The 26,726-nt window shown below is 42.5% G+C and carries 22 protein-coding genes; 15 read left to right on the forward strand and 7 right to left on the reverse strand.

The window, feature by feature from the left end; all coding sequences use genetic code 11:
* Window positions 1-107 precede the first annotated feature (107 nt).
* Both NG55_RS16340 and NG55_RS16345 read right to left on the reverse strand, forming a co-directional pair.
* Window positions 108-1,142: an ABC transporter substrate-binding protein gene (locus NG55_RS16340; RefSeq protein ID WP_065343823.1), complete on the reverse strand. Its 1,035-nt coding sequence runs from the start codon at window positions 1,140-1,142 to the stop codon at window positions 108-110.
* On the reverse strand, window positions 1,143-1,733 hold the full coding sequence (locus NG55_RS16345) for an ANTAR domain-containing response regulator (protein WP_016540322.1): 591 nt from the start codon (window positions 1,731-1,733) through the stop codon (window positions 1,143-1,145). It lies immediately after the preceding gene.
* Between the two features lie 526 nt (window positions 1,734-2,259).
* Between NG55_RS16345 and NG55_RS16350 the strand changes: the two genes are divergently transcribed.
* From NG55_RS16350 to mobA, 5 genes are all read left to right on the forward strand, one after another.
* On the forward strand, window positions 2,260-3,612 hold the full coding sequence (locus tag NG55_RS16350) for an MFS transporter (protein WP_065343824.1): 1,353 nt from the start codon (window positions 2,260-2,262) through the stop codon (window positions 3,610-3,612).
* A 28-nt stretch (window positions 3,613-3,640) separates the two neighbouring features.
* Entirely contained in the window at window positions 3,641-6,187 is a 2,547-nt protein-coding gene (nirB, locus tag NG55_RS16355; RefSeq protein ID WP_065343825.1) for a nitrite reductase large subunit NirB, read from the forward strand.
* Between the two features lie 11 nt (window positions 6,188-6,198).
* Window positions 6,199-7,818 (forward strand): nitrite reductase small subunit NirD, encoded by a 1,620-nt coding sequence (nirD, locus tag NG55_RS16360; protein WP_016540319.1) that lies wholly within the window; start codon window positions 6,199-6,201, stop codon window positions 7,816-7,818.
* A gap of 319 nt (window positions 7,819-8,137) precedes the next feature.
* Complete coding sequence (locus NG55_RS16365; RefSeq protein WP_065343826.1) at window positions 8,138-10,918, forward strand: nitrate reductase; 2,781 nt, start codon at window positions 8,138-8,140, stop codon at window positions 10,916-10,918.
* Window positions 10,915-11,541 (forward strand): molybdenum cofactor guanylyltransferase, encoded by a 627-nt coding sequence (gene mobA, locus NG55_RS16370; RefSeq protein ID WP_065343827.1) that lies wholly within the window; start codon window positions 10,915-10,917, stop codon window positions 11,539-11,541. Before NG55_RS16365 ends, mobA begins: the two co-directional genes overlap by 4 nt.
* A 25-nt stretch (window positions 11,542-11,566) precedes the next feature.
* Here mobA and NG55_RS16375 read toward each other — a convergent pair whose 3' ends face one another.
* Window positions 11,567-12,715 (reverse strand): YbfB/YjiJ family MFS transporter, encoded by a 1,149-nt coding sequence (locus NG55_RS16375; RefSeq protein ID WP_065343828.1) that lies wholly within the window; start codon window positions 12,713-12,715, stop codon window positions 11,567-11,569.
* A gap of 245 nt (window positions 12,716-12,960) precedes the next feature.
* Here NG55_RS16375 and NG55_RS16380 point away from each other — a divergent pair, with 245 nt between their 5' ends.
* Window positions 12,961-13,836, forward strand: a complete 876-nt coding sequence (locus NG55_RS16380; RefSeq protein WP_065343829.1) for a LysR family transcriptional regulator — start codon at window positions 12,961-12,963, stop codon at window positions 13,834-13,836.
* Window positions 13,837-13,921: 85 nt separating this feature from the next.
* Here NG55_RS16380 and dsdA read toward each other — a convergent pair whose 3' ends face one another.
* A complete protein-coding gene (gene dsdA / locus NG55_RS16385) occupies window positions 13,922-15,247 on the reverse strand; it encodes a D-serine ammonia-lyase (RefSeq protein WP_065343830.1) in 1,326 nt (441 codons plus the stop codon).
* Window positions 15,248-15,571: 324 nt separating this feature from the next.
* Between dsdA and NG55_RS16390 the strand changes: the two genes are divergently transcribed.
* The 8 genes from NG55_RS16390 (at window position 15,572) to NG55_RS16425 (ending at window position 23,691) form a co-directional block, all read left to right on the forward strand.
* On the forward strand, window positions 15,572-16,447 hold the full coding sequence (locus NG55_RS16390) for a MaoC/PaaZ C-terminal domain-containing protein (RefSeq protein ID WP_065343831.1): 876 nt from the start codon (window positions 15,572-15,574) through the stop codon (window positions 16,445-16,447).
* A 17-nt stretch (window positions 16,448-16,464) separates the two neighbouring features.
* A complete protein-coding gene (locus NG55_RS16395) occupies window positions 16,465-18,744 on the forward strand; it encodes a molybdopterin-dependent oxidoreductase (RefSeq protein WP_065343832.1) in 2,280 nt (759 codons plus the stop codon).
* A 289-nt stretch (window positions 18,745-19,033) separates the two neighbouring features.
* Entirely contained in the window at window positions 19,034-20,065 is a 1,032-nt protein-coding gene (gene moaA / locus NG55_RS16400; protein WP_065343833.1) for a GTP 3',8-cyclase MoaA, read from the forward strand.
* A 22-nt stretch (window positions 20,066-20,087) separates the two neighbouring features.
* On the forward strand, window positions 20,088-20,339 hold the full coding sequence (locus tag NG55_RS16405) for a MoaD/ThiS family protein (protein WP_016540296.1): 252 nt from the start codon (window positions 20,088-20,090) through the stop codon (window positions 20,337-20,339).
* A gap of 2 nt (window positions 20,340-20,341) precedes the next feature.
* Entirely contained in the window at window positions 20,342-20,857 is a 516-nt protein-coding gene (locus tag NG55_RS16410; protein WP_065343834.1) for a molybdenum cofactor biosynthesis protein MoaE, read from the forward strand.
* Between the two features lie 17 nt (window positions 20,858-20,874).
* The gene (moaCB, locus tag NG55_RS16415; protein WP_065343835.1) at window positions 20,875-21,798 is read left to right on the forward strand and encodes a bifunctional molybdenum cofactor biosynthesis protein MoaC/MoaB; all 924 of its coding nucleotides are present in this window, start codon (window positions 20,875-20,877) and stop codon (window positions 21,796-21,798) included.
* Complete coding sequence (locus NG55_RS16420) at window positions 21,798-23,027, forward strand: molybdopterin molybdotransferase MoeA (protein WP_065343836.1); 1,230 nt, start codon at window positions 21,798-21,800, stop codon at window positions 23,025-23,027. The genes moaCB and NG55_RS16420 overlap by 1 nt, the downstream gene beginning before the upstream one ends.
* A 181-nt stretch (window positions 23,028-23,208) precedes the next feature.
* The gene (locus NG55_RS16425) at window positions 23,209-23,691 is read left to right on the forward strand and encodes a winged helix-turn-helix transcriptional regulator (protein WP_016540292.1); all 483 of its coding nucleotides are present in this window, start codon (window positions 23,209-23,211) and stop codon (window positions 23,689-23,691) included.
* A gap of 5 nt (window positions 23,692-23,696) precedes the next feature.
* On the opposite strand, the gene NG55_RS16430 is transcribed toward NG55_RS16425, so the two are convergent.
* A complete protein-coding gene (locus NG55_RS16430) occupies window positions 23,697-25,094 on the reverse strand; it encodes an aminotransferase-like domain-containing protein (RefSeq protein WP_065343837.1) in 1,398 nt (465 codons plus the stop codon).
* 124 nt (window positions 25,095-25,218) lie between these two features.
* Here NG55_RS16430 and NG55_RS16435 point away from each other — a divergent pair, with 124 nt between their 5' ends.
* Window positions 25,219-26,082, forward strand: a complete 864-nt coding sequence (locus NG55_RS16435; protein ID WP_065343838.1) for a DMT family transporter — start codon at window positions 25,219-25,221, stop codon at window positions 26,080-26,082.
* Between the two features lie 10 nt (window positions 26,083-26,092).
* Here the strand turns inward: NG55_RS16435 and NG55_RS16440 are convergent, their stop codons facing one another.
* Window positions 26,093-26,404 (reverse strand): TusE/DsrC/DsvC family sulfur relay protein, encoded by a 312-nt coding sequence (locus tag NG55_RS16440; protein WP_016540289.1) that lies wholly within the window; start codon window positions 26,402-26,404, stop codon window positions 26,093-26,095.
* A gap of 38 nt (window positions 26,405-26,442) precedes the next feature.
* Window positions 26,443-26,718, reverse strand: a complete 276-nt coding sequence (locus tag NG55_RS16445) for a hypothetical protein (protein WP_016540288.1) — start codon at window positions 26,716-26,718, stop codon at window positions 26,443-26,445.
* Between the last annotated feature and the right edge of the window lie 8 nt (window positions 26,719-26,726).

The following is a 26,726-nucleotide window of genomic DNA, read 5'->3' on the forward strand; positions in this document are numbered from 1 at the left end:
AATAAGATAACACTACTTAAGAGCTTGCTTTTGATTGGGGCAGTCTCTTATGGGTCTTTCAAAGCTGTCTTGCTATGTCAAGACAGCTTTTTTTTTTAGTTTTGCTTTTATGACAGGAGCGAAGCTGCTTGAAAGGTTTCAGCGAGTAAACAGTTTTGTGCCTGATCACGATAAGTCGTTTCATCGAGTGCGAAGCCATTCCATTTCTGCATTTGTTGAAACAGCCATTCAAAATCTTGTGCTTTAGGTTCGGCACTAGCTTGTACAAAATTCCGAATGATATTTTGGATGGTGAAGTATTTTTCAACATGGACTTCTGGCGAGCAATCGAATTGAATCACATCAAATTCAATCAGAAGTTGCCATACTGGACTGAAATCATCCAGCAGTCGCAATTCATGTTGGGCTTTCATGATCGCGCTGGTTAAGGCAATCAAGGTATCTGGGTGTTGTTGCGCCCATTCCTGCGTGACCGCTAAGACTTTATCTGCAACATTGGGAATAATGTGCTGACTCGAACAGACGAGGTGACTTAAACCTTGTAACTCGGCTTGAGTATTCCACGGTTCTCCGACACAAAATCCATCTATGAGATGGTTACTGATCGCTTCAACCATGTAAGGAGGCGGCAGGGTTTTCATTTGAATGGATTGCGCCAGTTTAGGATCGGCCAAGGCTAACCATTCTCGCAGACAATAGTGATGAATCGAGTGTTGGAATACATGTGCTAAAGAGACGTTTTGGTGCTGGTGAATATAATCCGTCAGCTTCTTGGCTGAACTTTCCGCAGAATCTTGTTTCTGAATATCCAGTGCATAACAGAGCTTTTGACTTAAGCTGATAAAGGCACGGTTTTCACTGAGCACTAACGGGGTTTGCAGTGGAATCCCGATTTGATCTGTTCCGACCGCTGCTGCTGGCAGCATGGCAGACAGGCAATGCGCGGCATCGAGTAAGCCAAAAGCTAAACGATCACGTAGGCTGGCCCAAGATGCTTCTTTGACTAAATTGACATTTAAGCCGACCTCTTCAAAAAAACCACGCTGTTTAGCCCAGAGTAATGCAACACAATCAAGTAATGGAATATAGCCCAGTTGTAATTCGGTTTTTTCTACTTTCTTTAATTCGACTAAATGGCTCATCTATTCATCCTTTAGTTGATTATTTAAAAGCTGTTGGGCATCCAGTAAACGTCGAGCCATTTCTCCAATGGTCATACGATGGCTCATAGCATTTTTTCTGAGTAATTGAAAAGCAGTATCTTCGCTTAAGCCATGCAGTTGCATCAGCAATACTTTGGCTTTTTCAACATCTTTACGGTCTGCAAGTTTGGTTTTGGCATCTTTGAGGTCACATTCCAGCTTTTTATGCTTTTTATATTGCTCAATCGAAATGTCTAAAATGGTGTGTAAGCGACTGGGATCAATGCCATCGACGATATAGGCGGTAATCCCTGCATCAATGGCTTGTTTAATGGTGTCTTTATCAGTGTTCTTGGTAAACAAGACTGTTGGTAGGTCAAAGTTGCTGACACAACTTTCAATCACATCACGATGAGGATGATCCATATCAAGCAGAATGACGTCCGCTTGAAGATGTTCGAGTTTAAAAATATTGAGATGATCGAGGGTAAAACAAGCAACTACATCAAAGTCATGTTCAATTAAACAGTTTTTTATGTATTCAGCCCGAGCCTGGTCGTCATCAATAAGTGCGATCTTGAGTTTCGGCATAGTATTTAGGTCAAACGATGGGTTGTGCACAGATATAAAGTGCTGTGCGTATTGTTTTTGAAGCAAAATTAGTGCCAGTCAACGTGTTTTGATTTCTTATTCGGTGCAATCGCTCCATTGGCGTATTGTTTATGCGCTTTATTGTACCGTTATGAAGGAAGAGAAGAAATGGAGAAAATGGATTTATCTATTTCAGAATAAGGATTGCACTGTTTTGGTGCGTAAAAGAGTTGTTTTGAAGCAGTGCAGATTGTGATTTAAAACAGGGCGTTGCACTGAATGTATCAGATAGAACTCGCTTGATGATATTTCTTAATAAATTAAAAATATATAAATATGATATAAAACAATGATTAATGGTTTTTTTAGGTTGATTATCATACTTGGCACAGCAATTGCTATTTATTTTCTGAGTCAAAGATGACTTGCAAAATTGTAAGACGGCCAACGATGTCCGATCTGATCGGTTTGTTGATACAGCGTGATGTGTCAACAACACAAGATACGTTCAGTATGGGAGATGGCAATGTCTTTAGATTTATCGGCGAAAAAAGCCACATCAATTAAGTTATTCAACTTTTCTGCACCTGCGATGCGCGCATTCCACATGAGTTGGCTTGCTTTCTTCGTGTGTTTCTTTGCTTGGTTTGCTTGTGCACCTTTAATGCCCGTGATTGCGGGTGAGTTTCATCTCACCAAAGATCAGATTGCCAATATTAACATTGCTGCTGTCGCAATCACGATTGTGGTTCGTTTGATTGTTGGCCCATTGTGTGACAAATATGGCCCACGTAAAACTTACACCGCTTTACTCCTGCTTGGAAGTATTCCCGTATTTGGTGTTGCTGCAGCAAACAGTTATGAGTCTTTTCTGTTCTTCCGCTTATTGATTGGCGCAATTGGCGCCAGCTTTGTCATCACTCAATACCATACTAGCGTCATGTTTGCCTCTAATGTTGTTGGAACTGCGAATGCCGCTTCAGCGGGTTGGGGTAACGCAGGTGGTGGTGCGACACAAGCCTTGATGCCTTTACTGTTAGCGGCCTTAGTGATGTTCGGTGTTGAACAAGCCATGGGCTGGAGAATTGCATTACTTGTGCCCGGTGTGATGATGGTGATCGTTGGTGTGCTTTATTGGAAGCTGACCCAAGACTGTCCACAAGGCGATTTTAAAGAACTGCGCGCGCAAGGTGTGGTGGTGGGAAGCGATAAAAAAGGTGGCTTGGCAATCCTAATGCATGCAGCGCGTAACTATCGGGTCTGGATTCTATTCTGCTCTTATGCGGCATGCTTTGGTATCGAAATTTTCATGCACAACATCATTGCGATGTATTACGTCGAACACTTCAACTTTGGCTTAAAAGAAGCGGGACTGGCAGCAGGGGTTTTTGGTTTGTTAGCACTGTTTGCCCGTGCGCTTGGCGGTATTGTTTCAGACAAAGTCGCACTGAAAAAAGGTTTGGATGGTCGCACCAAAATCTTGTTTCTGTTGATCTTGGGTGAAGGACTTTTCCTAATGCTATTCGCGCATATGAACAGTGCAGTTCTTGCAATTCTCAGTATGACTATCTTTGCGCTGTTTACCCATATGGCATGTGGCGCAACTTATGCCTTGGTTCCATTTATTGATCGTGAAGCACTCGGTGGTGTGGCAGGCATTATTGGTGCAGGTGGCAATGTCGGTGCAGTCGCAGCAGGATTCTTGCTAAAAGGAATGGTCGATTTTCAAACCTGTTTAATGGTTTTAGGTGGCTTGGTGGTGATTGCTGCAAGCTCAGTAATGCTCATTCGGTTTTCGGTAGAGCATAAACAAAAAGAACAACAGCTGTTTGAACAGGCGGTATTGGAACGTCGTTCAGAACAAAGTAGCGCAGCTTAATCAAAGATTAGATTTGAGGAGAAACACAATGAAATTAGTGATGATTGGTCACGGTATGGTGGGGCATAAATTCATCGAAGCCATCTTAGAGAAAGCTGATGATGAACTAGAAATTACCATCCTTGCTGAAGAACCACGTATTGCCTATGACCGTGTCCATTTGACTGAATATTTCTCTGGTAAAACAGCCAAAGATTTATCCTTAGCACGTTTTGATTTCGCTGATGCACATGGTATTGACCTCAGACTGAACACCAAAGCGGTGGAAATTAATGCAGCTGAGCAAACAGTGACCACCAATTTCGGTGATGTGATTCATTATGACAAACTGGTCTTAGCTACAGGTTCTTATGCCTTTGTTCCACCGATCTCAGGTAATGATCGTGAAAACTGTTTTGTCTATCGTACCATTGAGGATTTAGACGCTATTCGTGCTGCAAGTTTAAATGCTAAAACAGGTGTGGTGATTGGTGGTGGCTTATTAGGTCTTGAAGCGGCTAAAGCACTGCGTGATTTAAATCTGGAAACGCATGTAGTGGAGTTTGCTCCGCGTTTGATGGCAGTACAAATTGATGATCTTGGCGGTAAAGTATTACGCCGTAAAATTGAAAATCTTGGGGTCAAAGTTCATACCCAAAAAGCGACACAATGTATTGAGTCGGGTGATAGTGCAACCCATGTCATGAAGTTTGCGGATGGTAGCGAACTGGAAACAGACATCATTTTATTCTCGGCAGGTATTCGCCCACGTGATGAATTGGCACGACTCAGTGGGTTGGCATTGGGTGAGCGTGGCGGGATTAAAATCAATGATTATTGCCAAACCTCAGATCAACATATCTATGCGATTGGTGAATGTGCGCTGTGGGATAATAAAATCTATGGTCTGGTCGCACCAGGTTATGACATGGCACGTATTGCCGCAAAACATATCCTAGCCGAAGAAACCCATTGTTTTGCGGGTGCAGATATGAGCACCAAGTTGAAATTGATGGGGGTTGATGTTGCCTCTGTCGGTGATGCGCATGGCATGACACCAAACTCACTCAGCTATTTCTATGCCGATGAAGATAGCTTGGTCTATAAAAAGATCGTGGTCGATGCAGATAAAACCAAGTTGCTCGGTGCGGTCTTGGTCGGTGATGCCAAAGAATACAATGACCTACTACAAATGATGCTGAATGGGCTGGCACTACCAGAAACGCCTGAAAGTTTGATCATGCCAGGCTTTGCTGATTCTGGCGCTAAAGCAGGTGGCAGTGGTGTCGATTTATTGCCTGATAGTGCCACCATTTGTTCATGTAACAACGTTTCTAAAGCTGATATCTGCCAAGCGATTTGTGATGGTTCAACCTCTTTGGGTGCTTTGAAAAAATGTACCAAAGCAGCGACAGCCTGTGGTGGTTGTGCACCTTTAGTCACACAAGTGTTGAAGTCTGAGCTACAACGCCAAGGCGTAACGGTGAATAACCATGTTTGTGAACACTTCCCATACTCACGCCAAGAGATTTATCACTTGGTTCGTGTCAATGAAATCAAGACTTTTGATGATTTGATTCATCAACATGGTCATGGTTTAGGCTGTGATATTTGTAAGCCAATGGCGGCTAATATTTTGGCATCGTGCTGGAATGATTTTGTACTGGAACCAAGCCATGCGGGTCTACAAGACAGTAATGATTATTACTTGGGTAATATTCAAAAAGATGGTTCATACTCGGTTGTGCCGCGTATGGCAGGTGGGGAAGTTACACCTGATGGCTTAATCGCTGTTGGTCAAATTGCCAAAAAATATAACCTATATACCAAAATTACCGGTGGACAACGTGTCGACTTATTTGGTGCACAAATCCATCAGTTACCATTTATTTGGGAAGAACTCAATGCCGCAGGTTTTGAATCTGGCCATGCGTACGGTAAATCCTTACGTACCGTGAAATCCTGTGTCGGTAGTACATGGTGTCGTTATGGTGTTGATGATTCTGTTGGCTTGGCGATTGAACTTGAGAATCGCTATAAAGGCTTACGTTCACCACATAAATTGAAAATGGCGGTGTCGGGTTGTACCCGCGAATGTGCCGAAGCCCAAGGTAAAGATGTTGGGGTGATTGCCACTGAGAAAGGCTGGAACTTATATGTCTGTGGAAATGGCGGTATGAAACCACGCCATGCCGAGCTATTGGCGTCAGATCTTGATACCGAAACATTGATTCGTTATATCGACCGTTTCTTTATGTTCTATATTCAAACCGCAGATCGTTTACAACGTACCAGCGTATGGCGTGACAATATGGAAGGCGGTTTGGATTATCTCAAATCTGTGATTGTCGATGATTCCTTAGGATTGGCTGAAGAGCTGGAAAGCCGTATGAGCCATGTGATTGGCACTTATCAAGATGAATGGCGTACTGCGGTTGAAGACCCTGAGATTCGGAAACGTTTCCAAACCTATATCAATGCCAGTGCAGAACAGCAAGCTGATCCACATATTCAATTTACCCAAGTACGTGACCAGATTCGCCCTTTGAATGACGCTGAACGCTCAGTCGATCGTATCCCAATGGTTGAAGCATAAGGAGAACTCAAATGACCAGTTTAAAGAATATCGATATGCTGCCAGAAAATCAATGGGTTGAGGTATGTGCGTTGGATGACATCACACCAAACACAGGCGTAGGCGCACTAATTGAAGGTCAATCGGTTGCACTGTTCCGTGTCGGGCATGAAAAGCGAATTTATGCGCTCAGCAATAAGGATCCGTTCAGCCAAGCCAATGTGATGTGTCGCGGCATCATTGGTGATTTACAAGGTGAGCGTGTGATTGCATCGCCGATTTATAAACAACATTTCAGCTTAGCGACGGGCCGTTGTTTGGAAGATAAAGATCAAAAGCTCTTGGTTTTCCCAACCAAAATTGAAAATGGTCGTGTTTGGGTCGGGTCTGTTCCGCAAAAGACTTATATTACCAACAATGGTGCCGCTCAAGAAAAGCTGAAACTGGTGCTGATTGGCAATGGTCTAGCGGGGATGCGTTGCCTAGAAGATTTACTGGATATGGCGCCAGATCGCTATGATGTGACGGTGATTGGTGAGGAACCTTGGGGCAATTACAACCGGATTATGCTATCGCCAGTGCTTTCAGGTGAAAAAACCATTGATGACATCATGCTGCATCCACATGCATGGTATCGCGACAAAGGGATTCAATTCATTGCGGATGATCCTGCGATCAAAATTGATCGTACTCGTAAAGTGGTACATACCGAGAAAGGCGAAAGCGTCGATTATGATCGTTTGATCATTGCAACTGGTTCATCGCCGTTTATTCCACCTGTGCAAGGTGTGGATTTAAAAGGCGTGATTAGCTTCCGTGATATTTATGATGTCAACACCATGATCAAATATTGCGAAACCAAAAAGAATGCGGTGGTGATTGGTGGTGGTTTGTTGGGTCTGGAAGCGGCCTATGGCTTGAAACAACGTGGTATGAATGTGACGGTTCTACACCTGATGGATCGTATTATGGAGCGTCAGTTGGATGGTCGTGCCAGCCGCATGTTGCGCCATAGTATTGAGCAAAAGGGTATCAATATCATTACGGAAGCCAATACCGAAGCGTTGATTGGCGAAGAGGGACACGTCAGTCAAGTCCGACTTAAAGATGGAACTGTGTTGGATGCTGATTTGGTGATTTTTGCTGTTGGGATTCGTCCGAATATTGCTTTAGCGCAAAGTGCTGGACTGCGTTGTAACCGAGGTATTTTAGTCAATGACACCATGCAAACCTTTGATCCAAGTATCTATGCTGTGGGCGAATGCATCGAACATCGTAATCAAACCTTTGGTCTAGTTGAGCCGTTATGGGGACAAGCATTCATCTGTGCAACACATTTGGCTGAACATGGCAGCTTAACCTTTAAATCACCGACGGTACCAACGCAGTTAAAAGTCAGTGGTGTCGACGTATTCTCTGCTGGGAATTTTGAACCGAAAGAAGATTATGAAGACATCATCCTCAATGATGATAAGCGTCAAATTTATAAACGTATCATTATCCAAAAAGACAAAGTGATTGGTGCGGTTCTGTTTGGTGATACGGAGGATGGCATGTGGTATGCCGAGTTAATTGCAGATCAAACACCCGTTTCAACATTTAGAAACAAGCTGTTATTTGGTAAGGATTTTGCAATGAAAAAGGCAGGGTGAAAGCTGACCCCATTCGAGAAGAATAGGTTAAGGATGAATGGCATTGCCGCATATGTAATGTATGAGCAGTTAATTTTTGTAAAGGCATTGCCTTACTTTTCAAGGATGAAAAGTAACAAAAATCCTTTGTAGAGCTGACGGTACATCCTTGCTACCGCAGCTCTACAAGACGGCATCCATGCCGCCTATCACGATAGTGTGTGATGAGAAAATCTAGTTTTAGAAAGTTTATCCATAAGCTGAAACTGGAGAAGAACTCAGAATGATTTTTTTAGTTGAGTGTAAAGTTCAGCGGATTAACTAGGTAAAAGGGGCAGTCATGAACAGTATTCAAAATTTAGAACACAGTCGCTCCGATCAAGCAGAAACAAACATAACAAAAACAACATGTCCCTATTGTGGCGTGGGCTGTGGTGTGGATGTCAGTGTCCAACATAAAACGCATGGCACGACGGTACAAGTCGCCGGTGATATGAATCATCCTTCAAACTTTGGACGACTCTGCATTAAAGGTAGTAACTTAGCAGATACCCTAGGTTTGGAAACTCGTGTCTTGCATCCGATGTTTGGTCGTAAAAACCATCGTCAAGTGAAGACATGGGATCAAGCTATCGAGAAAATTGCAGATCAGTTTCAAGCCTGTATTGACCAGTATGGAGCAGGCAGTGTTGCTTTCTATGTTTCAGGCCAGTTATTGACTGAAGATTATTATGTGGTGAACAAGTTTGTTAAAGGCTATTTGGGTACTGCCAATATTGATACCAATTCACGCTTATGTATGTCATCTGCGGTTGCAGCGCATAAACGTGCTTTTGGTGAAGATATTGTTCCAGCCAGCTATGAGGATTTTGAACATACTGACATGGTGGTTTTAGTTGGTTCCAATACCGCATGGTGTCATCCCGTGCTGTATCAACGGATTATGCAAGCAAAGAGCAAGAATCCAGATTTGTTTGTGGTGGTGGTCGACCCTCGTTTTACCAGTACCTGCGAACAAGCAGATTTACATTTACCGATTTTACCCGGTCAGGATGTGGCTTTATTCAATGGCCTGTTTCAGCATCTTTATCATCATGATTACACCGACCATCATTTTGTAGAGACTTACACTGAGGGCTTGGAGGCTTTATTAGCAGCGAGTGAAAGTGAGCAAGATGTTAATGCTTTAGTGAAGCGCACAGGAATATCCGCAGAAAAATTACAGCTGTTTTTTGATAAATTTGCGCAAACAGAAAAGGTGATCACCTTATTTTCGATGGGGGTTAATCAATCCTCTCAAGGGGTGAATAAAGCCAATAGCATTATTAACTGCCATTTACTCACTGGAAAAATTGGTAAATTAGGTGCAGCGCCATTTTCAATGACGGGTCAACCCAATGCCATGGGTGGTCGTGAGGTCGGTGGACTCGCTAATATGCTGGCAGCACATTTAGATTTAGATAATCCTTCGCACCAACATCTGGTACAAAGTTTTTGGAACAGCCCTGTGATCGCCAAAAATGCAGGCTTAAAAGCAGTGGATTTATTCCAAGCTGTGGAAAGTGGCAAAATCAAAGCGATCTGGATTATGGCAACCAATCCTGTGGTGAGCTTACCCGATGCAGATCAGGTCAAACGCGCATTGGAAAAATGCGCGTTTGTCGTGGTCTCAGATATTTGTGCAGATACCGATACCACGGCTTATGCAGATGTATTGTTACCTGCGCTGGGTTGGGGGGAAAAAGATGGCACAGTCACTAATTCTGAACGCCGTATCTCACGACAACGTGCTTTTTTAAATCCGCCAAAGCAAGCCAAAGCGGATTGGTGGGCGGTGGCAGAAGTTGCAAAAAAACTCGGTTTTACTGGTTTTGAGTTTAGCAATGCCTGTGACATTTTTAATGAACATGCGGCTTTATCGGCTTATCAAAATGCCAGTGTTGACCAACGAGACCAAGTTGAAAATTTCCGTTATTTCAATTTAAAAGGTTTAATGAATCTAAGTCTTGATGAATATAACCATCTGCGCCCAATCCAATGGCCAGTCTGGGAGAAAGGGCAAAGTGTTGCGGTTGAACAGCTGTTTGATCGGGGGCGTTTTAGCCATCAAAATAAAAAAGCCAAACTGATTCCCACTGTTGCCATCGATCCAGTGCATGCGATCTCTGAAGATTATCCATTGGTATTGAATACGGGGCGGATTCGTGATCAATGGCATACCATGACCCGTACCGGTTTATCGGCAAACCTCACCACACATCGTGCTGAACCATTTTGCGAGATCCACCCGAATGATGCTTTAAAATTTGGTATTCGTGATAAAGCTTTGGTTGAAGTCCGCTCGGAATGGGGCTGCTGTGTGTTACGTGTAACCTTGGCGCAAGGGGTGCGTCGTGGTCAAATCTTTGCACCGATTCACTGGACTGAGCAAGTGGCCTCTGATGCGCGGATCGGCAAAGTGGTTAATCCTGTGGTGGATGCGATTTCAGGCGAACCTGAGTTTAAACATACCCCTGTGGCCATTCAGCCATTCCATACCACTTGGCAAGGGGTACTCTATGTCCGTGAAGGCTTTGAACATCAGATTAAAGCATCCTTGCAACGTTGTGCGTGGTGGACCAAAATCAAAACTGCAAAAGCCATCCGTTATGAAATTGCTGATCGTCACAGTATCGATGAGACCCAAAAGAATCTGAAAAGCTTCCTGCCTTTTGTGGATGAAACTTATGAATGGTTAAGTCTAGAGGATATTTCATCGCAGCTCAGTCATAGTGTGATCTTAAAAGATGGGATTCTGATTGCCAGTTTTTATATTGCACCTGCGGATTTATTGCCAGATCGGGATTGGGTGGCGAGTCTGTTTAAACGTGAGCGTTTGAGTGCATTGCATCGTAAAGCTTTGCTGGCTGGGATGCCGATGTCTGCTGCAAATAACGATGGACCATTGGTCTGTAGTTGTTTTAAAGTGGGTAAAAATAAGATTATCGAAGCCATTAAAACGCAAAATATCACGCATGAAAAGCAGGTCACGGCATGTTTAAAAGCAGGTGGCAATTGTGGTTCTTGTTTACCTGAAATTCGTGGTCTGATTAAAACTTGTCAATTGGAGGCAGAAGCATGAATACCGAATATCCCGCTACAGATCTGGTGATCTTGGCGGGAGGGCAAGCTCGCAGGATGAATGGTATGAACAAGCTGTTGCAACAGTTTGATGATCAGATTCAACTGTTAAAAATCTGCGAATATTTTAAGACTGAGGTACAACAGCTTTGGGTAAATAGCCATCGTGATCGTTCGATTTACAAACAAATTGAACCTGATATTCAATGTTATATAGATGACCAAAATGGTTTCCTTGGTCCGTTGATGGGGATGAAAAGTGCATGGTCACATTTGCAAGCCAACTATGCTTTATTCATTCCCTGTGATGTGACTTATATTCCCAATCAGGTTGTGCTCAAACTGCATCGTGCTTTGCAAAAGCAGCCGCAGTCACAAGTGGCTTATGTCAATATCAATGGAGATGCTTTATATCCATTTTGTTTGCTAAAGCGAGAGAGTTTGCCTGTGTTGGCGCACGCCATTGCTGAGGATCGTTTAAGCCTACGAGACTGTTTCAAGCAGCTCAATGCCCAAGTAGTACATTTTCAAAAGCAAAGTCTGTTTTGTCACAGCATTAACTCCTTGGATGAGTTACAGCAATACAAGCAGATGAAAGCCTTTAAGCAGATGTTTTCAGATTAATCTGTGCATAACTTATCTCATTCAATTACGTCGCTTTTAGGCTGATCGCTGTGGCAATTAATAAAGCAGAACATGCCGCCAGCAAGGAACTGTTGAGTGTGTGATAAATAGAAAATAATACATTTGATAGCATTGGACCAATGATCTGCCCCAAGCCATAGACGACGGTCATTAAGGCAATTAAATTACTTTGTGCTTGGCGAGCGATACGCTGTGCCACAGGCATGGCAATGGTCACCGTTCCCATAAAGGTTCCACCCACCAGTAATGCACTCAACAGATAACCCAAAGCGGTTGGCAATATGATGGGTAATACAACGCCGACAGCCTGTACTCCCAGATTAGAAGATAAAGCGATTCGAGTCCCAAGTCTGTCATGGAGATAATGCCAAAAAAAACAGGAAGGGATCGCACCCAAGCCGAAGATCGCCCAGATCTGTGCTGCATCAATATTCGGTAAGGCCTGTTTGACCAGTAAAGGTAAATAAGTTGCCGTGATAATATAGCCAAAGCCTGCCAAGGCATAAATCAGAATCAGGGCGTAGGCATGGGGAGCTTTGCGATTTGTACTCAAGATCTGCTGAGTTGAAACAGCGTTAGGTTGTTGAGCCTGTGATAAACCAAACATTGCAATACAGCTAAAGACCAGACTTGATAGACCGAGCAATAACCATAGTATTTTGCTGTGCCAACTCAGATGTGTGCCAAAAACCAAAAGCTCGGCAGAGAGGGCAATCCCGAGACCAACTCCTGCATACAAAATAGGGGCTTGATGTGTTTGTTTCTGCTGTTCGAGCAACCATAATGAGGCGGATACCATGGCGAAAGCACTAAAAACCCCAGCCAAACCACGAATCAAGATGATTAGGCCAATCGTGTCAATACAACTGAGTAGGATCAGACAAACTACCGTACCCAAAGTGGCAATAATGCTACCGAGATAACTCTGCTGGGATTTAATCTTGATCGCAAATAAAGCCCCAAATAAATAGCCTGCATAGTTCGCTGAAGCAGCTAAGCTGGCATGCTGTAAATTGATGATGCCTTCATCAATCATATGTGGGTAAACTGCCGTAAAAGCAAAGCGCCCGAAACCCATACCAATTGCCATAATCAGTGCGGCACAGATTGCTGATTGTAGTGAGCTGCTGCTGTTTTTTCCTAGTTCTGTCATGACGTGTTTATTCCAAACCTTAGTCGCTATGACGCATGTGTTCTAGAGGTGGAGCCTTGGCAAGAAATTTGTAATCAAGTAAATAAAGTCCATAGCTAAAGCAACTTAAAATACAGATCAAAAATAGAAGTTTAGAAGTGTTCATTTTGAATCATTTTTACATCTTGAAAAATTCAATAAGATTTAAACAAGAGATATTAATCATGTAAAATGATTTGAATTGATACCAACTATCTCTAATAGTGATGGAAATGCAGATTAAGTCTTTAGAAATTTTTATGATGGTGGTGAAGTTAGGGAGTTTCTCTGAGGCGGCAAAAACGCTTTATACGGTGCAATCGAATGTCACAAGTCATATCAAAAAACTGGAAACAGAATTGAATGTCGAATTGCTTCATCGGCAGAACCCAATTCAACCCACCAGAGCTGGGCAGCAGCTGTATGGTTATGCTGAAAAAATGCTGCATCTACAAAAAGAGCTCTTGGATAGTTTTTCCAATCATCATCTTGCCGCCAATTTGCCTTTGGAAATCGGGAGTATGGAAACCACGGCAGCAGTTCGGCTACCCTCTTTATTTCGCAATTTACAACAGCATGCGTCAAACTTTCCGTTTGCGCTCAGCACTGCACCAAGCCGAGACTTAATTGATTTAGTCACAGCATCTAAATTGGACTGTGCATTTGTCGCGAATCACGAGCCAATTGCAGGATTGTTCAATTTGCATGTCTGGACGGAGCAACTGGTACTAATTTCCTCAAAACATGCACCGCAACAGCTCTCAAACGAATATTTAACGCAAAAGAAGTTTATTGCTTTTAAGCAAGGCTGCAGTTATCGCAAAGCTATTGATCAGTTCTTATCTGCTCATTATTTGCCTGCGGCCAATGTGATTGAAATGGGCAGCTTAGATGGCATTATTAGCTGTGTTAGTTTGGATGTTGGTCTTGCCATCCTGCCGATGAGTTATGTCCAGCAATCCCATTTTGCCCAGAGTGTGAATATTCATCCCATCGACTCAGCTACAGCGCAGATCAATACCTATCTGATTGCGCATCGGGATATGAGCACATGGGCGACCAATATGCATCATTTCTTTAAACAATTAAAATTGATGATCTAGTCAATATCAAAAGCGAAACTAGCTTGATTCAAGCGATGAACAGAGAAGCATAACTTCTCTGTTCATCGCTCAGATTGAGATAGGTTTATGCTTTCGCCAGATAGTTTTGCATTTCTTCTGAAGGAACCATCCCACCTCCAGTTGCCCATACAATATGATTGGCATGCTGTAACTGCTGTTCAGTAAATTGATGCAAATCGATATAAGCTTGATGTTGGTTGACTAAAATCGGCCCTAGCATACCTGCAAGCGCAGAAGGCTCAAGTTTTAGGTTTTCAGACTGGTTGAGCATCCCGAGCAAGCGATACATGGTTTGATCATCCAATGTATAAAAACCATCTAATAATCGTTGCATGGCACGACCAACAAAGCCAGAAGCACGTCCTACTGCAAGACCGTCTGCCGCCGTAATATTGTCAATACCGATATCCTGAACTGAAATTTCATCATGTAAACCAGTGGCTACACCGAGTAACATACAGGGTGAATGAGTGGGTTCGGCAAAGATACAATGCACGTGATCGCCAAAGGCCATTTTGAGACCAAATGCAACACCACCAGGCCCACCACCGACACCACAAGGTAAATAAACAAATAAAGGATGTGCTTGATCCACAATAATATGATGTTGATCCAGTTGTTTCTTTAAACGTTCACCCGCAACGGTATAGCCTAAGAATAATGTTTTGGAATTTTCATCATCAATAAAAAAACAATTTGGATTTTCTAATGCTGCTTTTCGGCCTTGTTCAACTGCCACACCATAATCTTGATCATATTCGATAACATTTACACCATGTGAACGTAACTTGTCCTTTTTCCATTGGCGGGCATCAGCTGACATATGTACCGTCACATCAAAGCCTAACTTTGCGCTCATGATGCCAATCGAAAGGCCAAGATTACCTGTAGAGCCAACTGCAATGCTGTATTGACTGAAAAAATTTCTAAATTCTGGGCTGTCCAGTTTTGCATAATCATCGTCAAGAGTAAGTAGATTGGCTTCTAATGCAAGTTGTTCTGCTCGATAAAGTACCTCATAGATACCACCTCGTGCCTTAATTGATCCCGAAATTGGCAGATGACTGTCTTTTTTCAGCCAGAGTTTGCCTGCAATTTTTTGCTCAAAGTACGTTTCAAGAGACCGCTGCATATTTGGGATATCAATTAGCTCAGATTCGATAATACCTTGAGTTGCAAGCGTTTCTGGAAAAACAGCCATGAGGTAGGGTGCAAAACGCTGTAAACGGTCATGAGCATCATCAATATCATGTTGCGTCAACCCAACATAGGGCAAGCCTTGCTCAAGTGTGGTGAATTCAGAGTTAAACCAGATTGTCTCTTTAAGTTCGATCAAGTCTTTAACAATTGGGTAACGTGAAACAAGGTCTTGAACGTAATTCGAATTCATGTGCTTTCTCATAAAATTTAAATACATCAATAACAGCGAATTGTCCAAAGCGATTCTATACGCTTAGATAAGTCTTCCAGTACAGCTGAGATTAAACTAAGCATTATGATTTTTCACGCTGTAAACGCAGATTTTTTGCGAGCGGCATGACTTTATTGATTCGCTTTCTATGAATTTCTGACCGAAGGGCTTGACCTTTGCTAAAATGAGTTCTATTTTGGAACTTAATTAACTTTTGACCATATCAGGCATATCTAATCAGGACTAGAATTAACCCAAATATGGTTTGAAAAGTGAGAAAAATAAAAGGAACAGGAGTTTCATATGTTTGCGATTCGTTACCAGCAGATTCCATGGCAATTTTTATTTGAACATCAGGCAACTTTGGCAGGACTGGGGAAAATAGGCTTACGCAGTCTAAAAAAATCCAAGATTGCTCAAGTCGACTGGCAGACACTTGCACCGATCAATAAGGTGATTGATGCGCCGAGTCAAGATTTGATTGAGCATTACATCCAATGGAGTGGTGCTGAGCCTGGTAAGTATCAAGACTCAATCCCCCCACATATGGTGTCACAATGGGGACTGTCCTTTGCAACACGATTATTGCTCCAAACTCACTACCCACTGAGTCAAGTGATCAATCAGGGTGTCAGCCTGAAAATTCATGGCATGATTCCACGAACTGAAAAACTCATGATTCAAGCCAAGATCGCACAGGTGGATGAACGTAATGGTTTGGCACGTGTTTCAGTTCAAATTACCACAGGTACGATTGCTGAACCTGAATTGGTAGAAGCAGTACTACATATGGCTTTTATCCTGCCTCATTTTGAAAAAACCAAACGCTCGGAAACGAGCGACACTAAGCTTTGGCAGACACTAGGCGAATGGTCGACTCGTTCAGATGATGGTTTGAAATTTGCCTTACTCACAGGTGACTTTAATCCGATTCATTGGATTACACCATTAGCCAAACTCTCAAACTTTGGTCAAAAAGTGCTGCATGGCTTTGGGGTGTTTGCACGTAGTTTTGAATTACTGCCACAACCGATTCAGCAAATTGATGTCCGATTTCTAAAACCTGTCAAACTTCCTTCAGAGCATAACCGTGTTGAAACCAGTACCGAGCAGGAACAAAAGTATCTCCGTGTTGTTGATTCAGCAGGGCAAATCTGTTTAATGGGACAATATTCATAAATAATAAGGTGAGACCAATGACGACACTAACAGTAGCAAGACAGGATGTAACGGCTTGTATTTTGTGTTCACGCAATTGTGGGCTCAGTGTAGAAATTGAAGATAACAAGTTTAAGAAAATTAAAGGGGATGATGATCATCCTTTCTCGCAAGGCTATATCTGCCAAAAGGCCGCACGTTTGCAGCATTACCAACAACATGCTGATCGTTTAACTTCGCCGTTAAAACGTCAGGCAGATGGTTCGTTTAAAGAGATTGGCTGGGAACAAGCCATTCAGGAAATTGCTGAGCAGTTGGTACAGATTCGGAATAGTCATGGTGGAACTGCCTTTGCATCTGTAGGTGGTGGCGGTCAGGGTAATCATTTAGGTGCTGCGTATGGTCGTCAGTTGCTTTATGCCATGAAAAGTTTCTATTCCTACAATTCTTTGGCGCAGGAAAAAACAGGTGATTTCTGGGTGAATGGTCGTTTGTTCGGCAGTCAGGCTTGTCATACCACCGAAGACGTTGAACATGCGGATTATGTGCTGTTTATTGGCACTAATCCTTTTCAGGCACATGGGATTCCAAATGCACGAGACACTTTAAAACATATTAAAAAAGATCCGAATCGGACCATGGTGGTGTTTGATCCACGCGTAACTGAAACCGCTAAACAAGCTGATATCCATGTGCAATTAAAACCAGGAACAGATGCTTATCTGATGTCGGCTATGATCGCAATCATGCTGCAAGAAGAGCTGTATGATCAACAATTTATTCAGCAACATACGCACGGTTTTGATCAGGTCAAACAAGCCTTCTTGGCGGTTCCAATTGAAGAGTATATCCAAAAAGCTGATGTTTCTGTGGAGCTGGTTTATCAGATCGTCCGTGATTTTGCTAAAGCGCAACGTGCTTGTGTCCGGATTGATCTTGGTATTCAACACACCTTAAATACCACTTTAAATGGTTATTTGGAAAAGCTTTTATATTTACTCACAGGAAATTTTGGTAAGCAAGGTGCTAATAACCTGCATACCATGTTTATTCCAATTCTAAGTAATACCGATGAACGTAATCCTAAATATCGCCGTACTGTACATCATAAAATGTTCCCGATTTCAGGCTTCTTTCCTCCGAATATTTTGCCTGATGAGATTCTAAAAGCAGGAGAAAAGCGAGTTCGTGCGGTATTTGTAGATAGCTGTAATCCTTTATTGACCTACCCAGATACGGCTGCCTATGAACAGGCTTTTCAGTCCTTAGAGCTTTTGGTGGTGGTCGATGTGGCCATGACTGAAACAGCGCGGATGGCGCATTATGTGTTGCCTGCACATAGCCAATTTGAAAAGTGGGAATTTACAGGATTTAATCTGGAATTTCCGAAGAATGGCTTTCATTTACGTCACCCCTTATTTAAGGCTCAAGGTAACAGTCTACCTGAAGCAGAAATCTATACCCGTCTGCTCGAAGCCATGCAGGTCATTCCTAAACGATTTCCGATATTGAGTAAAATTGCAGAAAAAGATTCAGCCAATACGGCTTATCTTGCCTATTTTGGTGCGCTTGGTGTCAGTTTTGCGAAAAATAAAAAGTTAATTCCCTATGCCGCGTCAATTGTATATCGCACTTTAGGCAAAACGTTGCCGAATGATGCCGCATCAACTGCCTTATTATTGCCTTTATGTATGCAATATGCAGCTCAACATTACCAAGCGGTTAAGCAAGCAGGCTATGTCGGCAATCGTTTAAACCTAGGCGTTAAGTTATTCCAGAACATTTTGCAGCAACGCTCAGGTGTGGTGTTATCACAACATGACTATGCTGATGTTTGGGAATTGATCGCCTATAAAGATAAGAAAATTCGTTTGGCAATTCCTGAAATGTTCATTGAGCTGGCCCAACTGAAACAAGGTTCAATGACTTTAACCACAGATTATCCTTTTATTCTATTGGCAGGTGAACGTCGCAGTTATAACGCCAATCAAATTTATCGTGATCCTGCTTGGCGTAAAGTTGATGCAGAAGGGCGTTTAAGGATCAATCCTGAAGATGCTCAGACTTTCGGGGTCGAAACAGGACAGATGCTGCACTGTATTTCTGAGCATGGCAAGATTCAGGTCACGGTCGAACTTGATGAGGGAATGCGCAAAGGCGTGGTGTCATTGCCGCATGGATATGGATTACGCTATCGCGGTGGGGAACCGATTGGGCCACAACTGAATCGTCTTACTTCTGCTCAGCATTGTGATCCATTATCTAAGACACCCTATCATAAATATGTGCCTGTACGTTTAGAGCGGTTCACCGCTTAGACCTTTAGCCTATTGATATTTTTGCTTAAATGCACCAAATTCTTTCATGTTGTTTAAATTATGTTTGAAATTGGTGCAATATAAACTGAACAAAAATATGCTGACAGGCGCTATTTTTATTTGTAGATTGAAAGTGTGACTAATTCAATTAAATAAGCAACATCATCATAAAGTTGCTGTGTGATTGGAATAATTATTGCTTTAAAAAAATAATTCACTGTGATGAGCAAAACAAGGATGCACAGAAGCTGTGCTAAACCCAGTAAAAAGATTCACAAAATGAGTGCGTATGATGAAGCATGAGAGACCTGAAACGAGCTTACCGATCTTGCAAGATCAGTATGGTCGCACTAAGCGTAAGTTACGGATTTCGGTGACGGATCGCTGTAATTTCAAATGCGTTTATTGTATGCCTGAGCACCCGCAATGGATGAAAAAACACGATTTACTTAGTTTTGAAACCTTATTGGTTTTTTGCAAATATATGGTTCAACAAGGGATTGAAAATATTCGTATTACAGGGGGGGAACCTCTTATGCGACAAGGTGTGGTGCACTTTATTCGGGATTTACAGGCATTTCGGGCTTTGGGACTCAAACGCATTTCAATGACCACCAATGGCCATTATTTAGCGAAGTATGTGGAACAATTGAAGCAAGCAGGCTTGGATGATCTGAATATCAGTCTGGATAGTCTTGATCCAATTCAATTTAAGCAATTGACTAAAAAAGAGCTTAGCCCTGTATTGAATGGTATTGAAGCAGCAAAAAAGGCAGGTCTTCCGTTCAAAATTAATTGTGTTTTGATGCAAAGTCAAAACCATGACCAGATTTTGCCAATGGTAAAGTGGGCAAAGCAGCACAATATCCCATTACGTTTTATTGAGTTTATGCCGCTGGATGGCGATCAGCATTGGAGCAATCAAGCGGTGGTGAGCGAGGCTGAAATTTTAGCGCAGCTCAAACCTTATTATGACATTCAAGTCTTGCAACAGCAGCATGAACCTGCACGGATCTACCAATTGGATGGTCAATATCTGTTGGGCATTATATCAACCATCACGCATTCTTTTTGTGGTGACTGTGATCGTATTCGCTTAACGGCTCAGGGTGAACTATATAATTGTCTGTTTGCACAGCAGGGGCTTAATATCAAAGCTGACTTAGAAGCCGTTAAGCAGTCCAATCTGGATATTAAACAGCATGCATTACAACAGCTTGATCAAAAAATTAAGCCTTATATTTGGCATAAGGCCAAAGGCTATCATGCACTACAGCATCAACAAGCACGTAAAATCAGCATGCATATGTTGGGTGGTTAAATAAAAGTGGTCTGGAGAATCTATGCAAACCATTGAGATTAAAATAGAAGCGTTTGGAGCAATCGAAAGATTATTACCAAAGCCGCTGGCATTTGAGTTTGCAACAGACCGAATGGTCAAAGATGTATTGGCGCATATTGTGACACTTTATCCTGAGGCAAATCATGCCATGGAAAAATGTGCCTGTGCGATAGGCGAAGATATCATTACACGGCAAACCGCTTTAGAAACTTCGTGTACCTTGGTGTTGTTGTCGCCAGTAGCGGGGGGGTAAACATGCGTGAATTTGCTAGAGTTCAAGATCAGGCTTTAAGCCTAGACAGCTTTGATCCAATTCAGTCGTTTCCTGAATGCGGTGGCATTGATATATTTATTGGTACAGTACGTAACCATCACGAAGGTAAAGCGGTTAAAGCCTTAAAATATACCTCATATACACCTGTTGCAGAGAAAATGATCCGTGAGATCGAACAGCAAATCCAAAAGAAATATCAAGTCTCTTATGTTCGGGTGATGCATCGGATTGGCTATTTGGATGTCAGTGAAACTGCGATTATTGCCATAGCCTACGCAGCACATCGCCGTGAAGCTTTTCAAGCCTGTGAAGAGGCCGTGGAGCGGGTCAAACATGAAGTGCCGATCTGGAAAGAAGAATTTTTTATGGATGGCACCAGTCAATATGTCGAAGGCTGCTGTATTCGTAAAGATACAGTCGAACCGAATACTCCAGTCAAGGCGCATCAACATGCACACCACCATGAAAATTGTAGCCATGAGCAGATACACGAATAAGGGTTTAGGACGTTAAAATGAAAAATGTTGGGATGAAACCCGAGAGTTATCGTGTTGCAGAAGCACAAGCGATTTTACATGCACCCGCGCATTGCATTCAGTTACTCCGAGATGGCAATACTGAAAAAGGCGATGCCTTAAAAACAGCTCGTATTGCAGGGATTTTAGCGGCTAAACGTACGGACGAGCTGATTCCACTCTGCCATCCATTACCGATCTACCGCGCCGATGTTGATTATGACCTATATGATGATCATGTGGTGATTCTGACCACAGTTGAGACCATTGGCCCAACAGGCGTGGAAATGGAAGCGTTAACCGCTGCAAGCCTAGCTGGTTTAACGTTGTATGACATGCTTAAGCCACATTGTGAGCCCGAAGAACTGTGTTTGGATCAATGTAAATTGCTCAAGAAAAAAGGCGGTAAATCACATTTTAAACGTACGTTACGTCAACCTGTCTCAGCGGCAGTAATTGTACTGTCAGATACGGTTGCAGCAGGGCGTAAACCAGATACTGCGGGTAAGTCTGTTGTTGAAACCTTAACCGAAGCAGGTTTTGATCCGATTCATTATCAAATCTTGCCTGATGAAGCTGATCAGCTTAAAGATTTAGTCCTAGAACTGACCAAATCTTATGCTTGTATTATGACGGTGGGTGGAACAGGCATTGGCAAGCGCGATATTACCGTGGATACCCTAGAGCCACTATTGGAGCGCAAACTCGATGGCTTAATGGAGGCAGCACGCTCATTTGGACAAAAACGAACACCCTATGCGGCGATGTCTCGCGGTGTTGCAGGTTTTATAGACCGTTCATTGCTAGTGACCTTACCGGGAAGCCGTGGCGGCGCAAGTGAATCCATGGCGGCAATTTTGCCTGCACTGGTGCATATTTTTGATGTCTGTCGTGATCTACCCCATCCGGGAGGTTATGAATAATGTCAGGATGTGGTGCTGAAAAAGGTCTGATCAGTATTGATGAAGCATTAGCATTGGTGCAAACCCAACCTAAAGCTTTAAAAGTTGAGACATTGCCTTTAGCCGATGGACTGAATCGTTATTTAGCCAAAGCGATCAATTCCAATGTCGATCTACCAAGTTTTTCGCAAAGTGCGGTGGATGGTTATGCCTTGAATAGTTCTGTTGAGAATCTTCAGGGCACGGTATATGACGTGATAGGTGAAATTAAGGCAGGCAGTGAATCTGAGCATCAGCTTAAAGATGGGCAAGCAATTCGTATTTTCACAGGTGGGAAAACCCCTGAGGGAACAACGCATGTTGCACGACAAGAAATCGTCGCCGTTGAAGCTAATCAAATGATTCGATTAACTGAACATATTTCAGCGCAAGCGGATATCCGTTTTGTGGGTGAAGAAGTACAACGAGGTCAGCAACTGGCAGATATTGGGCAGCGCATCAATATTGGCGCACTCGCAGCACTCAGTATGGCAGGGGTACAAAGTATCGATGTTTTCCAAGCACCTAAAGTAGCTGTGGTCATTACTGGGGATGAGGTTGCGGAAACGCCAGAAGATTTGCAGGCAGGGAAAGTTTTTGATGCCAATGGGCCGCTATTGAAAGCTTGGTTGCAAGACTATGGCATAGATGCGGAAATCTTGCACATTGCAGATACAGCCCTGGAGGTAACGCAATGTTTTGAGCGCCTAAAACAGCAATATGATTTGATCATTACCACAGGTGGTGTTTCTGTTGGCGATTATGATTTTGTTCGCCCATGTGCATTTGAAACAGGTTTTGAGCAAATCTTCTGGAAAGTAAAGCAAAAACCAGGTAAACCACTGTTCTTTGCCGAGTACACACAGCAAGCCCAGAGTTGCTATTTATTGGGTTTACCTGGCAATCCTGCTGCCGTGTATGTGTGTATGCAGGTCTATGGCAAAGCCTTGCTAGATGCCTTGCAAAACCAACGCCAGCCCTTGCAATGGTTGAGCGGTGTGCTGACCCATGATTTAAAATCGGATGCGCGTGAACGTTTTTTAAGAATGCAGGCTTATTTTGATCAAGGGCAACTCAAGTTCCAAAGCTTGGCGAAACAACAATCGCATATGCTGAGTAACCTCATGCAAGCAAATAGTCTGGTGCGTATTCCCGCCAATACCCAACTGGAAGCAGGACAGCTCCTTTCTGGGTTATTCATTCATAACTAAATTGTTTTGATGAATTTATGTAAAATGACTGAATATTGGTACTTTTAGCCAAGTGCCAATATTGCATCTGATGGATAAGGTGGTTTAGTGTATATTTTATATTGTTTAGTTTCTAAACATGACGGTTCAAGACATAGAAGTCTTTTAAATAAAACTTTAAAAAAATGATTAGGTGATAATAATGAAATGGGACGAAATTGGCGACCAGCCGTGTTCAGTGGCGAGGACGCTCTCAGTGTTGGGTGATCGTTGGACAATGCTCATCTTAAGAAATGCATTTATGGGTATACGCCGCTTTGATGATTTTCAGCGGAGTTTGGGACTGACACGTCATGTACTTTCTGAGCGTTTAAAGCGTTTAGTTGAACATGATATTTTAACCAAAGTGCCTTATGTTGATCGTCAGGAGCGGTTTGAATATCAACTGACGGACAAAGGTTTAGACCTATATCCGATTATTCTTTCAATGGTGCAATGGGCCGATAAATGGATGGATATGGGGCTAGGTAAACCTGTTGAGTTCACCCATAAAAGCTGTGGTCGGAAAATTAACCCCAAAGTGGTGTGTTCGGAATGTGATCAACCGATTCAGGCCAAAGATGTACGTGTAGCAGCAGGTCCAGGCTATTTTGCCTTTATCGAACAAAAGCAAAAAACAGCATGATTTGTTTATACCCTTTGTCGTTCTATTTCATGCTGAATAGCATGGGATAGGACCTCAAAGATCTTAGCTTCAAGTGATTGCGCCACATTAAAACGAATAAAATTCTTAAAGTTTTGATTTTGGCTAAATGCATTTCCTGGGGCTAGAATCACACCGTGTTCTAAGCAATTCTGCGCGATACGTGCGCTATCGAAATGTTCAGGCAACTCACACCATAAAAAAATACCGGCGGATGGTTTAATCCATGTTTTGATGCCGAGTTTCTCAAGTTGTTTTACGGTTGTATCCATCGCTTTGGCCAAGCGAACTTTCAATTCCTCTAGATATTTACGATAATTACCATCAGTCAATGCAGCATATAAAATTTCCGAGGACAGGTTATTCCCCCCAAAACAGGTGGCAATTTTTATATCGGCTAGGTCCTCAATCCATTCTGATTGGGTTGCGATATAACCGGTACGAACAGAACCAGACAGCGTTTTAGAAAAACTGCCAATATGAATCACACGCGACAAGCCATCCAAAGCTGCAAGACGCGGAGCACTATGTCGTTCTAGATCTGCGAAGATATCATCTTCAATGACAATCAAATTGGACTGTTCAACCAGTTTTAAAACCTGATAAGCCGTTGATGCAGTGAGCACAGCGCCAGTCGGATTATGAATGCCAGAATTGGTAATGTAGAGGCGTGGATTATAGTTTTTTATGGCTTGGGAGAACGCTTCCAGATCTGGTCCATTCGGCGTATAAGGCACACCAATAATTTGGATTTGGTGTACTTTAAGTAGCGCATGAAAGTTGAAATAACAAGGATCATCAACCAGCACCACATCATTCGGTTTAAGGAAATAACGACAAATTAAATCAATTGCCTGCGTGCCAGAATCAGTTAATAGGATTTGGCTGGGACGTGCTTCGATACCTTTGCTCAAGATTCTGCGTGAGAGCAATTCACGTAAAGGTGCCAGACCGAGTGGGGTTGAATAATCAGTCAGAATGCTAGCAGGAGCTTTAGATACCTTACGAATGGCTTTACGGATATTTTCATGGGGCATCCAGTCATCAGGTAACCAACCGCAACCCGGTTTTAAAACACCTTGTTTGGCTTCGAGGGCTTGTCTTGAAATCCAAAGTGGATCAATACTTCGATCAATTTTTGGATGAATTTCCGAGATGGATAGAGGTGCAAGTGGACCTGCGACGAAAAAGCCTGAACCTGTCTTTGCTTCAATAATGCCTTGAGAAGCAAGACGTTCATAGGCCTCAACAATCGTTGAAACAGATAAATGCAGCAAGCTAGCTAAAGCACGGACTGAGGGTAGGCGCGAGCCAGGAAGTAAAGAGCGGGCTTTTATTTGTTCATGAATATGCTGGATCACGAATTCAATTTTAGTACTTTTCATAACGATACATCCATAACTGTATGGGTAAATAAACCAATACAGTTATTTAGAATTGTACTGTACTGTGTATGGTGCTTAAACCATATCACAGTTTAAATTCTCCATATAGCTTTGGAGAAAATAAATGAAAACTTTAAGTCGTGGTTGGATGAACGGTCTGATCGGGGTGATTATTTTCGCAGGTTCATTACCTGCAACACGTGTTGCAGTTATGGATTTCAGTCCTACCTTCTTAACGGCTGCACGTGCGGCTATTGCAGGGCTGCTTGGTTTGGCTTTGATTTTACTATCACGCCAGCAATTACCAGAGCGCAAAGATTGGCTGCCACTATTTTATGTTGCGATAGGGGTCGTGATTGGCTTTCCATTATTTACTGCTTTAGCGCTTCAATATGTTAGTGCTGCACATACTATTGTTTTCGTTGGTTTATTACCTTTGGCAACCGCCATTTTTGGTGTGTTAAGAGGTGGAGAAAGACCGAATCTAGTATTTTGGTTGTTTGCCGTTTTAGGTGCTGCGCTAGTTTTTGGTTATATGCTGATTCAAACAGGAAGTTGGGCATTTAACTATGGTGATCTTTTTATGCTGTTGGCAATCATACTCTGTGGCTTTGGTTATGCAGAGGGGGGAAAGCTCTCGAAGCATTTGGGTGGTTGGCAGGTGATCTGCTGGGCATTGATTATTACCTTACCTATCATGCTGCTCATTTCATTTTTGTATATGCCAGCAAGTTTTGCACAAATCTCGATGTCGGCAAAACTGGGTCTAGCCTATGTGTCATTGTTTAGTATGTTGATTGGTTTTTTCTTTTGGTATAAGGGTTTGGCACAAGGCGGGATAGCAACAGTGGGACAGTTACAGTTGTTGCAACCCATTTTTGGTTTGGTCATTGCTGCGGTTTTATTGCATGAACAAGTCAGTGCAGCCATGTTCGCGGTCACGGTTGCGGTAATCGCCTGTGTTGCTTGTGCCAAAAAATTTGCTTAACTGGAAAAAATTATAAGCAATTTGCAGGTTTTGGTATGCCCGCTAACCGACTTAAATGACGGGCAACTAAACCTGTATTAAATCTTTGCTGTAGCACAGCATTATCAATCTCAGGACTAATCGTTTTCATTAAAAATTTTATCAATGGACGTGTTGCTGGTGAATGGCCAAATTGCTGATAAAACTGCCTAACTGCATAAAGAACTTCAAAGTGCCAATCAGTTAATTGTAAATCTAAGGATTTTGCCAACTCCTGAGCAACCTGTTGATTCCAGATACTGTAATCTACTAAATGGCCGTCTTGGTCTAATTCTAACTGCATAAAATAGCCTAAAAAAAATAAAAGGAATTGAAGAGAACTTATTTCAAAGAAATACAGCGCTTGAATTTTAAACTAAGGTCAGCAAATTGAGCATAGTCAATCGCCAGAATTTGCGCGCTTAATTCTTCAATAATCAGGTTGTGTTCATTACTTAAACAATAAATGTTTGGATAGGCAGTTATTATTGAGCTGTTCACTTTAATGGCTGCTTCACCCATTAGTACGATAAAGTCATCAGATTGTGCCATTTTTACTAAGTCAGACCACACCTGATCTGCCGCAGATTGGACTAAAAAGAGCGTTGTTTGTTCCATAATGAGAC

The sequence above is a fragment of the Acinetobacter gyllenbergii genome (assembly GCF_001682515.1).
Classification (GTDB): Bacteria; Pseudomonadota; Gammaproteobacteria; order Pseudomonadales; family Moraxellaceae; genus Acinetobacter; species Acinetobacter gyllenbergii.

What these genes read in the sequence shown, in the direction of transcription:
- NG55_RS16405 (WP_016540296.1), top strand. Translation starts at nt 20,088, where the DNA reads ATGCAAACCATTGAGATTAAAATAGAAGCGTTTGGAGCAATCGAAAGA.
- NG55_RS16425 (WP_016540292.1), top strand. Translation starts at nt 23,209, where the DNA reads ATGAAATGGGACGAAATTGGCGACCAGCCGTGTTCAGTGGCGAGGACG.
- nirD (WP_016540319.1), top strand. Translation starts at nt 6,199, where the DNA reads ATGACCAGTTTAAAGAATATCGATATGCTGCCAGAAAATCAATGGGTT.
- NG55_RS16365 (WP_065343826.1), top strand. Translation starts at nt 8,138, where the DNA reads ATGAACAGTATTCAAAATTTAGAACACAGTCGCTCCGATCAAGCAGAA.
- NG55_RS16395 (WP_065343832.1), top strand. Translation starts at nt 16,465, where the DNA reads ATGACGACACTAACAGTAGCAAGACAGGATGTAACGGCTTGTATTTTG.
- dsdA (WP_065343830.1), bottom strand. Translation starts at nt 15,247, where the DNA reads ATGAATTCGAATTACGTTCAAGACCTTGTTTCACGTTACCCAATTGTT.
- NG55_RS16430 (WP_065343837.1), bottom strand. Translation starts at nt 25,094, where the DNA reads ATGAAAAGTACTAAAATTGAATTCGTGATCCAGCATATTCATGAACAA.
- NG55_RS16345 (WP_016540322.1), bottom strand. Translation starts at nt 1,733, where the DNA reads ATGCCGAAACTCAAGATCGCACTTATTGATGACGACCAGGCTCGGGCT.
- NG55_RS16410 (WP_065343834.1), top strand. Translation starts at nt 20,342, where the DNA reads ATGCGTGAATTTGCTAGAGTTCAAGATCAGGCTTTAAGCCTAGACAGC.
- NG55_RS16350 (WP_065343824.1), top strand. Translation starts at nt 2,260, where the DNA reads ATGTCTTTAGATTTATCGGCGAAAAAAGCCACATCAATTAAGTTATTC.
- NG55_RS16435 (WP_065343838.1), top strand. Translation starts at nt 25,219, where the DNA reads ATGAAAACTTTAAGTCGTGGTTGGATGAACGGTCTGATCGGGGTGATT.
- moaCB (WP_065343835.1), top strand. Translation starts at nt 20,875, where the DNA reads ATGAAAAATGTTGGGATGAAACCCGAGAGTTATCGTGTTGCAGAAGCA.
- NG55_RS16440 (WP_016540289.1), bottom strand. Translation starts at nt 26,404, where the DNA reads ATGCAGTTAGAATTAGACCAAGACGGCCATTTAGTAGATTACAGTATC.
- NG55_RS16340 (WP_065343823.1), bottom strand. Translation starts at nt 1,142, where the DNA reads ATGAGCCATTTAGTCGAATTAAAGAAAGTAGAAAAAACCGAATTACAA.
- nirB (WP_065343825.1), top strand. Translation starts at nt 3,641, where the DNA reads ATGAAATTAGTGATGATTGGTCACGGTATGGTGGGGCATAAATTCATC.
- NG55_RS16445 (WP_016540288.1), bottom strand. Translation starts at nt 26,718, where the DNA reads ATGGAACAAACAACGCTCTTTTTAGTCCAATCTGCGGCAGATCAGGTG.
- NG55_RS16390 (WP_065343831.1), top strand. Translation starts at nt 15,572, where the DNA reads ATGTTTGCGATTCGTTACCAGCAGATTCCATGGCAATTTTTATTTGAA.
- NG55_RS16380 (WP_065343829.1), top strand. Translation starts at nt 12,961, where the DNA reads ATGGAAATGCAGATTAAGTCTTTAGAAATTTTTATGATGGTGGTGAAG.
- NG55_RS16420 (WP_065343836.1), top strand. Translation starts at nt 21,798, where the DNA reads ATGTCAGGATGTGGTGCTGAAAAAGGTCTGATCAGTATTGATGAAGCA.
- NG55_RS16375 (WP_065343828.1), bottom strand. Translation starts at nt 12,715, where the DNA reads ATGACAGAACTAGGAAAAAACAGCAGCAGCTCACTACAATCAGCAATC.
- mobA (WP_065343827.1), top strand. Translation starts at nt 10,915, where the DNA reads ATGAATACCGAATATCCCGCTACAGATCTGGTGATCTTGGCGGGAGGG.
- moaA (WP_065343833.1), top strand. Translation starts at nt 19,034, where the DNA reads ATGATGAAGCATGAGAGACCTGAAACGAGCTTACCGATCTTGCAAGAT.